The following is a 9,905-nucleotide window of genomic DNA, read 5'->3' as shown; positions in this document are numbered from 1 at the left end:
GCTAGTCATGAACTTCCTGAATTTACTGGTGGAGTAAATGGCTCAGAAGCAGTTGTTCGTGGAGAAGATCCAGAGTTCACAGGTGGTGTCAATGGAACAGAAGCAGCTAGTCATGATGTTCCAGAGTTTACTGGTAATGTCAATGGAGCAGAGGCAACTGTCCATGAGCTCCCAGAATACAAGGATGAGCAGTTACATGTAGCTCAGGCTATGTCACAAGACAAGACTTATCAAGTACCTGCAAATCGTCAAGATATTCTCCCTGAAACAGGCGCAAAAGAAACTGCTACCCTTGCAAGCTTGGGAGCTGTAGGAGCACTTCTTGGATTAGCTGCAATGGGAAAGAAAAAAGAAGACGAATAGAATCTGTCAAACTCAAGAAACACTTTTGAGAAAGTATAGATTTCGTGGGAAGTTATTGCAGAATAGTAGCATTGTTTAAAGAAACTGCTGTAATAACTGTCCAAACTTTAGAGATTGGAACCAATAACTAATCTCAATTATAAAAAGCGAGCAAAACAAGTTTTCTGATAAACAGAAGCTGGTCTTGTTCGCTTTTTTATATCAAGAATCAGGTGTAAAGTTCTATGTGCATAAGTCATCAGTTATAGGACTTGAGCAAACTAAAAACCAGCGACTTTAATCGCTGGTTACTCATATGCTTGTTTACTTGATAGGGATGAAGGCTTATCTAGACCTTCTATTTCTACGATAGCCATTTAGTTTTTTATTTTCCCAATAACTGTTAAAGATTTTTTCTTTACTCTCACGGTCAATTTCTAGGAAATAAGCATAGAGTAGATCAATTAAGATCAACATAGGAAGTTGGGCAGAAATGCGTTGGATATAGGAAGCCTGACTCTGGCTTGCTACCAGTACAGTTTCTGTAAATTCCTGAGTTTCCTTGCTAGGCGTACTAGTAAAAAGAACAGTTTTAGCCCCCATATCTTGAGCGTCTAGTAGACTGTCAATGATGGATGGAGTTGTTCCTGAAAGGGAAAAGCCAAAGACCAAACATTTTTCATCGATGATACTGGTTGTCCAGGCGAAACCATCTGGATCTGTCAAAGCCTCACAAACGACTCCAAGTCTCATGAAACGCAATTTCATCTCACGTGCAACGAGGCCAGAACTTCCAGTCCCAAAAAAATAGACGCGTTCTGATTGATCAATCATTTGGGCAATGCGCTCCAGTTGGTCATCATCAATCAATTCTTGAGACATTTCACGGATATTTGTATAACTTCTCAAGACTCGTTGAGTCAAGGGGTTCATATCCTGCTGAGGGACTGAAAGGTTGTCAATTTGTTGTAGGTATTTGAAAATGAACTCTCGATAACCCGTAAAGCCACATTTTTTGGCAAAGCGAGTGAGAGCGGCCTGAGAAATATGAAGTTTTTGAGTGACCTGCTGAGAAGACAAGTCATCATGAATGGTATCTGCCTGCAAAAAATAGCGGGCAATCTCTTGCTCTAAATCGGTCATTTCTTCAAAGTGAAGATCAATAATCGTAGAGATGTCTTGCTTGTTCATGGGCCTCCCTTGTAGTTATTTGTTAAAATTTTTATCAATGAAATCTATAAAATAGCGCTCATTTTAATTATACCACAGTTGCTTTGTTTTTTGGATAAAAAGGAAAAGTCTTTTCTTTTTCCATAATTTTCTCATCAAATTATGGTACAATGAAGAGTAAGATTTTGATTAGAAATGAGACTGCCTTGTATGAGAAAATTTAATAGCCATTCGATACCGACTCGGCTTAATTTATTGTTTGCAATCGTTATTTTGCTCTTCATGACCATCATTGGTCGCTTGCTCTATATGCAATTTGTAAATAAGGATTTCTATGAAGCCAAGTTAGCATCTGCTAGCCAAACTAGGGTAACAACGGGGTCTGCTCGTGGAGAAATCTATGATGCAGCTGGAAAACCTTTGGTAGAAAATACGGTTAAACAAGTAGTTGCTTTCACACGAAGCAATAAGATGACAGCGACTGATTTAAAGGATATTTCTGCTAAACTATTAACTTATGTGACGGTATCCTCTCCAGATTTGACAGAACGTCAAATTGCTGACTATTATCTAGCTGATCCAGCAGTTTATAAAAAAACGGTAGAGGCCCTACCCAAAGATAAGCGTTTTGATTCTGATGGTAATCAACTTTCTGAATCGGATCTTTATAACAATGCTGTTAAGAGTGTTAGCTCTAGCCAAACTAATTATACAGAGGATGAAAAGAAGGCTATTTATCTCTTTAGTCAGCTCAATGCAGTTGGAAATTTTGCAACAGGCAATATCCAAACAGATCCTTTAAGTGATACTCAAGTCGCTCAAATTGCCTCTGCATCTAAAGAGTTACCTGGGATTAGCATCTCCACTTCGTGGGATCGCAAGGTCCTTGAAACTTCTCTTGCTTCTATCGTAGGAAGTGTTTCCAGTGAAAAATCAGGTCTTCCAGCTGAGGAAGTGGACGCCTATCTTAAAAAAGGTTATTCCCTCAATGACCGTGTTGGGACCTCTTACCTTGAGAAACAATATGAGGAAGTCCTACAAGGGAAACGTACTGTTAAAGAAATCCATCTCGACAAACATGGAGATATGGAAAGTGTAGAAAATATTGAGGAAGGTAGCAAGGGTAAAAACATCAAACTGACCATTGATTTGGCCTTCCAAGATAGTGTGGATAGCCTTTTGAAAAGCTATTTTAATTCTGAGCTTGCTAACGGAGGTGCCCAATATTCGGAAGGTGTCTATGCGGTTGCCATCAATCCTAAGACAGGAGCTGTTCTAGCCATGTCAGGGATCAAGCACAATCTGGAATCTGGTGAATTGACTCCAGACTCACTAGGTACAGTGACCAACGTTTTTGTTCCAGGATCTGTCGTTAAGGCGGCAACCATCAGCTCAGGTTGGGAAAATGGTGTTTTATCAGGCAATCAAACTTTAACAGATCAACCAATCGTCTTTCAAGGTTCTGCACCAATCAATTCATGGTACACCCTTTCTTACGGTTCCTTCCCGATTACAGCTGTCGAGGCATTGGAATACTCATCTAATACCTACATGGTCCAAACCGCTCTAGGGATTATGGGGCAAACCTATCAGCCTAATATGACAGTAGGAACCAGCAATCTTGAGTCTGCTATGGCGAAATTACGTTCAACCTTTGGTGAATATGGTCTGGGAGCTTCTACAGGAATTGATCTACCAGAAGAGTCAACAGGATTTATCCCTAAAGATTATGATTTGGCGAATTATCTAAATAACGCCTTTGGACAGTTCGATAACTACACGCCGATGCAGCTAGCTCAGTATGTAGCAACGATTGCCAATAATGGTGTTCGCTTAGCTCCTCATATCGTGGAAGGAGTCTACGACAACAATGAACAAGGTGGTTTGGGAGAACTCATTAAGCAAAATGACAGCACGGAAATGAATAAAATTAATATTTCCGAATCTGACATGTCCATCCTACAACAAGGATTTTACCAGGTATCGCACGGGACAAGTGCCCTTACGACTGGTCGTGCCTTTTCAAATGGGGCAGCAGTCTCTATCAGTGGAAAAACCGGTACAGCCGAAAGTTACGTCAATGGTGGTCAAAAAGCCAACAATACTAATGCCGTGGCCTATGCACCGACAGATAATCCGCAGATTGCAGTCGCGGTTGTTTTCCCTCACAATACCAACCTAACTAACGGTGTCGGTCCATCTATTGCTCGCGACATTATTAATCTATACAACCAACACCATCCAATGAACTAGAAAGGAAGCCATGCTTTACCCAACACCTATAGCTAAGCTGATTGACAGTTATTCTAAACTTCCAGGTATCGGGATTAAGACAGCAACCCGACTGGCCTTTTATACCATTGGGATGCCTGATGATGACGTCAATGAATTTGCCAAAAATCTCCTTGCAGCTAAGCGAGAATTGACCTATTGTTCGATTTGCGGACGTTTAACGGATGATGATCCATGTTCTATCTGTACGGATCCTAGTCGTGACCAGACAACTATCCTAGTATTAGAGGATAGCCGAGATGTAGCGGCTATGGAAAATATCCAAGAATACCATGGACTCTATCATGTCCTACACGGCTTGATTTCACCAATGAATGGCATTAGCCCAGATGACATCAATCTTAAGAGTCTTATGACTCGTCTCATGGATAGCGAGGTTTCAGAGGTCATCGTGGCAACCAATGCGACAGCTGATGGTGAAGCGACTTCTATGTATATCTCTCGACTTCTTAAACCTGCTGGAATTAAGGTTACGCGCCTAGCGCGAGGTCTAGCAGTCGGAGCAGACATCGAATATGCGGACGAAGTAACACTCCTAAGAGCCATTGAAAATCGTACAGAACTCTAGTCTGTAAGATTGACGATAGAGGCAATGAACTAGCAGCAGATAATCATTTAAAAGTACAAAGAGCCTGAATCCCATTTTGATTCAGGCTCTTTTCTTGTTTTTAGCTATACAAGTTTAAAAAAATAGACAAATGTGATATACTAAAAGGCGAGTATTCTAGTAGAAATAGGACAATCATATGAAACAAACAATTATTCTATTATATGGTGGGCGCAGTGCAGAGCGTGAAGTGTCTGTCTTGTCAGCTGAGAGTGTCATGCGTGCGGTTAACTATGATCGCTTCATAGTAAAAACCTTCTTTATCAGCCAGTCTGGTGATTTCATCAAAACCCAAGAATTTAGCCAAACTCCTGGGCAGGATGAACGTCTCATGACCAATGAAACGATCGATTGGGACAAGAAAATTGCTCCAAGTGCTATCTATGAAGAAGGCGCAGTGGTCTTTCCAGTTCTTCATGGACCTATGGGAGAAGATGGTTCTGTTCAAGGTTTCTTAGAAGTTCTGAAAATGCCTTATGTTGGCTGTAACATCCTATCTTCAAGCCTTGCTATGGATAAGATTACAACCAAGCGTGTTTTAGAGTCTGCTGGGATTGCCCAAGTTCCTTACGTAGCTATTGTTGAAGGGGATAATTTGGCTTCTAAGATTGCAGAAGTAGAAGAAAAATTAAGTTACCCAGTCTTTACCAAACCATCCAATATGGGCTCTAGTGTTGGTATTTCTAAGTCTGAAAATAAAGAGGAACTTCGCCAAGCTTTAGAGCTTGCCTTCAAGTACGATAGCCGTGTCTTGGTAGAACAGGGAGTCAATGCGCGTGAAATCGAAGTTGGACTTTTAGGAAACTATGATGTCAAGAGCACTCTACCTGGTGAAGTTATCAAGGACGTAGCCTTCTATGACTACGATGCCAAATATATCGACAATAAGATTACTATGGATATTCCAGCCAAGATTAGCGATGATGTGGTAGCAGTCATGCGAAAAAATGCAGAAGTAGCCTTCCGTGCTATTGGTGGACTTGGCTTATCACGTTGCGACTTCTTCTATACAGATAAGGGAGAAGTTTTCCTAAATGAGCTTAACACTATGCCAGGATTTACCCAATGGTCTATGTATCCATTGCTTTGGGACAATATGGGAATTTCTTATCCAGAATTAATTGAACGTTTAGTTGATCTTGCTAAAGAGAGTTTTGACAAGCGTGAAGCGCACCTATTGTAAAGACAGACATAAGGGCGGGGAAGGACTCCTTGCCCCTTTTTAAAGGAGTAAACATGAAACTTACGATTCACGAAGTTGCGCGTCTTGTTGGTGCTAAAAATGACGTATCAGTCTATCCGGATAGTCCGCTAGTTAAGGCAGAATTTGATAGCCGTTTGATTGGACCTGGAGATTTATTTGTGCCACTCAAGGGGGCGCGTGATGGTCATGACTTTATCGAGACGGCTTTTGAAAACGGCGCTACTCTAACCTTATCAGAAAAGGAAGTAGCAAACCATCCTTATGTTTTGGTAGAAGATGTCTTGACTGCCTTTCAAACTCTTGCAGCCTATTACCTTCAAAAGACGGGAGTAGATGTCTTTGCTGTTACAGGTTCGAATGGGAAGACTACTACCAAGGATATGTTGGCTCATTTGCTTTCTACAAGCTACAAAACCTACAAAACGCAAGGGAACTACAATAACGAGATTGGCCTCCCTTACACTGTTCTTCATATGCTAGATGATACTGAAAAGCTGGTCTTGGAAATGGGACAGGATCACCTAGGAGACATCCATCTCCTATCTGAACTAGCTCATCCAAAGACAGCTATCGTGACCTTGATTGGAGAAGCTCATCTGGCTTTCTTTAAGGACCGTTCTGAAATTGCCAAAGGGAAATTACAAATCGCTGATGGGATGGAAAAGGGTTCCTTACTTTTGGCGCCAGCTGATCCTATTGTAGAGGATTATCTACCTGCTGATCAAAAAGTAGTTCGTTTTGGTCCAGGTGCAGAACTCGAAATTACAGAATTGATTGAGCGTAAGGATAGCTTAACCTTCAAGGCTAATTTCTTGGAGCAACCCCTTGATTTGCCTGTGACTGGTAAGTATAATGCGACCAATGCCATGATTGCATCTTATGTTGCTCTTCAAGAGGGAGTGACTGAGGAGCAGATTGGTCAAGCCTTCCAAAATCTAGAATTGACCCGCAATCGTACCGAGTGGAAAAAAGCAGCCAACGGTGCGGATATCCTATCAGATGTCTACAATGCAAATCCAACAGCTATGAAGTTGATTTTGGAGACTTTCTCAGCCATCCCAGCCAATGAAGGTGGCAAGAAACTCGCAGTTCTGGCGGATATGAAAGAACTTGGAGACCAGTCTGTTCAACTCCACAATCAGATGATTTTGAGCATTACACCCGATGCTCTTGATACTGTTATTTTCTACGGTGAAGACATTGCTGACTTGGCTCAATTAGCTAGTCAAATGTTCCCAATCGGTCATGTTTACTACTTCAAGAAAACAGTTGAAGAAGACCAGTTTGAAGCCATGGTCAAGCAGGTTAAGGAGAGTCTTGGAGCACATGACCAGATTTTGCTTAAAGGTTCGAACTCTATGAATCTAGCTAAGCTAGTAGAAAGTCTAGAAAATGAGCACAACTGATTTCGCCAAAGCTATTCAGAGAATGTTGGCCATCACTGATACTGGTTTGACCTATACAAAGGATCCTTATGACCGTGAACGTTATGAGGATTTACGTCAGATTTTATGGAGTGTCTTGCAGGATCAAACAGAGCTCAATCAAGAGGAATTGACTGCAATTTTTCAGCCGTCAGGTAGCTATGCAACTCCCTTGATGGATGTAAGGGCTTGGATTGTTCAAGATCAGAAGATTTGTTTGGTTAGAGGGCAAGGAGAGGATACTTGGGCCTTACCTGGTGGCTTTGGTGAAGTAGGTTATTCGCCTAAGGAAAATATCCGAAAAGAAGTTCAGGAAGAAACAGGCTTTTCGGCAGAAGTAGGCTCTTTATTAGCGGTTTTTGATACCAACCGCTTTCAACTTCAGAACAAATAGTATGCCAAGTTCGTCTTTGACTGTCAGTTATTGGATGGACAATTTCAAGAAAATCAAGAAATTGCAGAACTTGAATTTTTTGATATCAAGAATCTCCCACCCCTATCTGAAAAACGAATAACCAAAGAACAAATGGAAATTCTATGGCAGGTCTATCAGGGTGAGCGGGAACAATATGTCGATTAGAAGCTTTGTTTTATATTAAGATCGACAGTTTCTTTTACACAAAAATATAAGAAATAAATGTAAGCTAGGCTCTATAAAAATCAGTAAGAGATTGGCTTATATGAAAATGAGGAAAGTTACATGAATTTTTGGGAAGCTTTATTTAGTACGCAGCCGACGGAGCCACCCCAGTTTGACCTTCTTTGGTATGGAAGTCTATTTACCTTATTAGCATTGACTGTGTTTCTTGCCTATCGTTATGGTGAGAAAAAGGCCTGTCAGCGATTTTTCCAGATTTTACAGGCGGTACAGCTAATCCTGCTCTACGGATGGTATTTAGTAAATCAGATGCCTCTAACTGAAAGTCTACCCCTTTATCATTGCCGTTTGGCTATGTTTGTAGTGCTTTTGACCCCGGGTGTCTCTAGAGTCAAACAGTATTTTGCTGTATTGGGAACCTTTGGAACTTTGGCAGCTTTTATTTATCCAGTGCCAGATCCCTATCCCTTCCCCCACATTGCCATCATATCCTTTATTTTCGGGCACCTAGCCCTCCTTGGGAATTCCTTGATTTATCTCTTGAAGGACTACGATGCTAGCTTATTGGACTTCAAACGAACCCTAATCATCACATCTTCGCTCAATGCCTTGATTTTCATGGTTAATTTAGTAACAGGTGGAGATTATGGCTTTTTGACAAGACCACCATTGGTTGGAGACCACGGTCGTCTGATCAATTATCTAGTGGTAACGCTATTCTTGACTTGCGCCATTTACTTAGTCTCTAAAATTTTTCAGACAATCCTTCAGGGACAGGAAGAAAAAAGGTTGAGAATCTGGCAGAAATAAAAAAATATTTTCCCAATCTCTTGACTTTTATCTGAGAATTTTGATACAATAGTAGACGGTATTGTTTACCCCATTTGTAAGGCCCCGGAACCTTTCAAATAACTTGCGGACCGGAACATCCGCCCTGTAAACAAAAACGATATTCATATAGGAGAAATCATGAACAAAACTACATTCATGGCTAAACCAGGCCAAGTAGAACGCAAATGGTACGTTGTTGACGCAACTGATGTACCTCTTGGACGCCTTTCAGCGGTTGTTGCTAGCGTACTTCGCGGAAAAAACAAACCAACATTCACACCACACACTGATACAGGTGACTTCGTAATCGTTATCAATGCTGAAAAAGTTAAATTGACTGGTAAAAAAGCATCGGATAAGATCTACTACACTCACTCAAACCACCCAGGTGGATTGAAATCAATCTCTGCTGGTGAACTTCGTTCTAAAAATGCAGTTCGTTTGATCGAGAAATCAGTTAAAGGTATGCTTCCACACAATACTCTTGGTCGCGCTCAAGGTATGAAATTGAAAGTATTCGTTGGAGCTGAGCACACTCACGCTGCACAACAACCAGAAGTTCTTGATATTTCAGGACTTATCTAAGGAAAGGAACAATAAAGTATGTCACAAGCACAATATGCAGGTACTGGACGTCGTAAAAACGCTGTTGCACGCGTTCGCCTTGTTCCAGGAACTGGTAAAATCACTGTTAACAAAAAAGATGTTGAAGAGTACATCCCACACGCTGACCTTCGTCTTGTAATCAACCAACCATTCGCAGTTACTTCAACTGTAGGTTCATACGACGTTTTCGTTAACGTTGTAGGTGGTGGATACGCTGGTCAATCAGGAGCTATCCGTCACGGTATCGCTCGTGCCCTTCTTCAAGTAGACCCAGACTTCCGCGATTCATTGAAACGCGCAGGACTTCTTACACGTGACTCACGTAAAGTTGAACGTAAGAAACCAGGTCTTAAGAAAGCTCGTAAAGCATCACAATTCTCAAAACGTTAATCAATAGGATACTATCAACGTTTACAGACATTCAAGAATTTTCTCTTGGATGTCTTTTTTTGTTCAAAAAACGAAAGTTCACCCCAAGTTCACCCTATTGCTTTTTGAGACTTCTAAAGGCTATTTCTCCTGCTGTTTGATTTACTTTTTCAGTAGTATTGACATAAGTCTTCGTTATTTGGATGTCACTATGAGTAAGTGCTTCTGAAATGGTCTCAAGAGAAAAACCTGCTTATTTAGCAAGATGTTGGAATTTATGAGGTCCTTGATGGATATTATTTTTCTTAATAAGTATGTTATAATGTAGATATGATATGAAAAAATTAAGATATATCTTTAAATTTTGTAAATGTCACTTTGTGTGAACATGAGTGAATTTGAGTTTAGAGAATGATAGGAGATAGTTTACAATGATAAGTTTAGAGTTGATGTCTGAAGAAA

10 protein-coding genes are annotated in these 9,905 nt (G+C 40.7%); 9 read left to right on the top strand and 1 reads right to left on the bottom strand.

Annotated elements, in window-relative coordinates:
* Window positions 1–363: SIALI-17 repeat-containing surface protein (locus HMPREF2805_RS04230; RefSeq protein WP_148131598.1), on the top strand; the 363-nt coding region annotated here is incomplete at its 5' end.
* A 324-nt stretch (window positions 364–687) separates the two neighbouring features.
* Here the strand turns inward: HMPREF2805_RS04230 and HMPREF2805_RS04225 are convergent.
* Complete coding sequence (locus tag HMPREF2805_RS04225) at window positions 688–1,533, bottom strand: MurR/RpiR family transcriptional regulator (protein ID WP_075231529.1); 846 nt, start codon at window positions 1,531–1,533, stop codon at window positions 688–690.
* 174 nt (window positions 1,534–1,707) lie between these two features.
* On the opposite strand from HMPREF2805_RS04225, the gene pbp2b reads away from it, so the two are divergent.
* The 8 genes from pbp2b to rpsI all read left to right on the top strand — a co-directional run bounded on the left by pbp2b (window position 1,708) and on the right by rpsI (window position 9,464).
* A complete protein-coding gene (gene pbp2b, locus HMPREF2805_RS04220) occupies window positions 1,708–3,765 on the top strand; it encodes a penicillin-binding protein PBP2B (RefSeq protein WP_148131596.1) in 2,058 nt (685 codons plus the stop codon).
* A 10-nt stretch (window positions 3,766–3,775) separates the two neighbouring features.
* Window positions 3,776–4,372 carry a recombination mediator RecR gene (gene recR, locus HMPREF2805_RS04215; RefSeq protein ID WP_075228878.1) on the top strand — a complete coding sequence of 199 codons (597 nt, stop codon included), beginning with the start codon at window positions 3,776–3,778 and terminating at the stop codon, window positions 4,370–4,372.
* A gap of 178 nt (window positions 4,373–4,550) precedes the next feature.
* A complete protein-coding gene (locus tag HMPREF2805_RS04210) occupies window positions 4,551–5,594 on the top strand; it encodes a D-alanine--D-alanine ligase (RefSeq protein WP_075231527.1) in 1,044 nt (347 codons plus the stop codon).
* A gap of 53 nt (window positions 5,595–5,647) precedes the next feature.
* The gene (gene murF, locus HMPREF2805_RS04205; protein WP_075231526.1) at window positions 5,648–7,021 is read left to right on the top strand and encodes a UDP-N-acetylmuramoyl-tripeptide--D-alanyl-D-alanine ligase; all 1,374 of its coding nucleotides are present in this window, start codon (window positions 5,648–5,650) and stop codon (window positions 7,019–7,021) included.
* The gene (locus HMPREF2805_RS04200; RefSeq protein ID WP_398577612.1) at window positions 7,008–7,433 is read left to right on the top strand and encodes an NUDIX hydrolase; all 426 of its coding nucleotides are present in this window, start codon (window positions 7,008–7,010) and stop codon (window positions 7,431–7,433) included. The genes murF and HMPREF2805_RS04200 overlap by 14 nt, the downstream gene beginning before the upstream one ends.
* Before the next feature lie 306 nt (window positions 7,434–7,739).
* Window positions 7,740–8,447, top strand: a complete 708-nt coding sequence (locus HMPREF2805_RS04195) for a YwaF family protein (RefSeq protein WP_075231525.1) — start codon at window positions 7,740–7,742, stop codon at window positions 8,445–8,447.
* A 159-nt stretch (window positions 8,448–8,606) separates the two neighbouring features.
* Entirely contained in the window at window positions 8,607–9,053 is a 447-nt protein-coding gene (gene rplM / locus HMPREF2805_RS04190; RefSeq protein ID WP_001044622.1) for a 50S ribosomal protein L13, read from the top strand.
* An 18-nt stretch (window positions 9,054–9,071) separates the two neighbouring features.
* Window positions 9,072–9,464 carry a 30S ribosomal protein S9 gene (gene rpsI / locus HMPREF2805_RS04185; protein ID WP_000075973.1) on the top strand — a complete coding sequence of 131 codons (393 nt, stop codon included), beginning with the start codon at window positions 9,072–9,074 and terminating at the stop codon, window positions 9,462–9,464.
* Window positions 9,465–9,905: the final 441 nt, after the last annotated feature.

The organism is Streptococcus sp. HMSC034E03, assembly GCF_001811505.1.
Lineage (GTDB): Bacteria > Bacillota > Bacilli > Lactobacillales > Streptococcaceae > Streptococcus.
Note: the sequence above shows the minus strand (reverse complement) of the source record. Positions and strands in the feature narration are given on the sequence as shown.

Bases quoted from the DNA above. Each gene is read 5' to 3' on its own strand.
- HMPREF2805_RS04225 (WP_075231529.1), bottom strand. From the start codon at position 1,533: ATGAACAAGCAAGACATCTCTACGATTATTGATCTTCACTTTGAAGAA.
- HMPREF2805_RS04195 (WP_075231525.1), top strand. From the start codon at position 7,740: ATGAATTTTTGGGAAGCTTTATTTAGTACGCAGCCGACGGAGCCACCC.
- murF (WP_075231526.1), top strand. From the start codon at position 5,648: ATGAAACTTACGATTCACGAAGTTGCGCGTCTTGTTGGTGCTAAAAAT.
- HMPREF2805_RS04210 (WP_075231527.1), top strand. From the start codon at position 4,551: ATGAAACAAACAATTATTCTATTATATGGTGGGCGCAGTGCAGAGCGT.
- HMPREF2805_RS04200 (WP_398577612.1), top strand. From the start codon at position 7,008: ATGAGCACAACTGATTTCGCCAAAGCTATTCAGAGAATGTTGGCCATC.
- recR (WP_075228878.1), top strand. From the start codon at position 3,776: ATGCTTTACCCAACACCTATAGCTAAGCTGATTGACAGTTATTCTAAA.
- rplM (WP_001044622.1), top strand. From the start codon at position 8,607: ATGAACAAAACTACATTCATGGCTAAACCAGGCCAAGTAGAACGCAAA.
- rpsI (WP_000075973.1), top strand. From the start codon at position 9,072: ATGTCACAAGCACAATATGCAGGTACTGGACGTCGTAAAAACGCTGTT.
- pbp2b (WP_148131596.1), top strand. From the start codon at position 1,708: ATGAGACTGCCTTGTATGAGAAAATTTAATAGCCATTCGATACCGACT.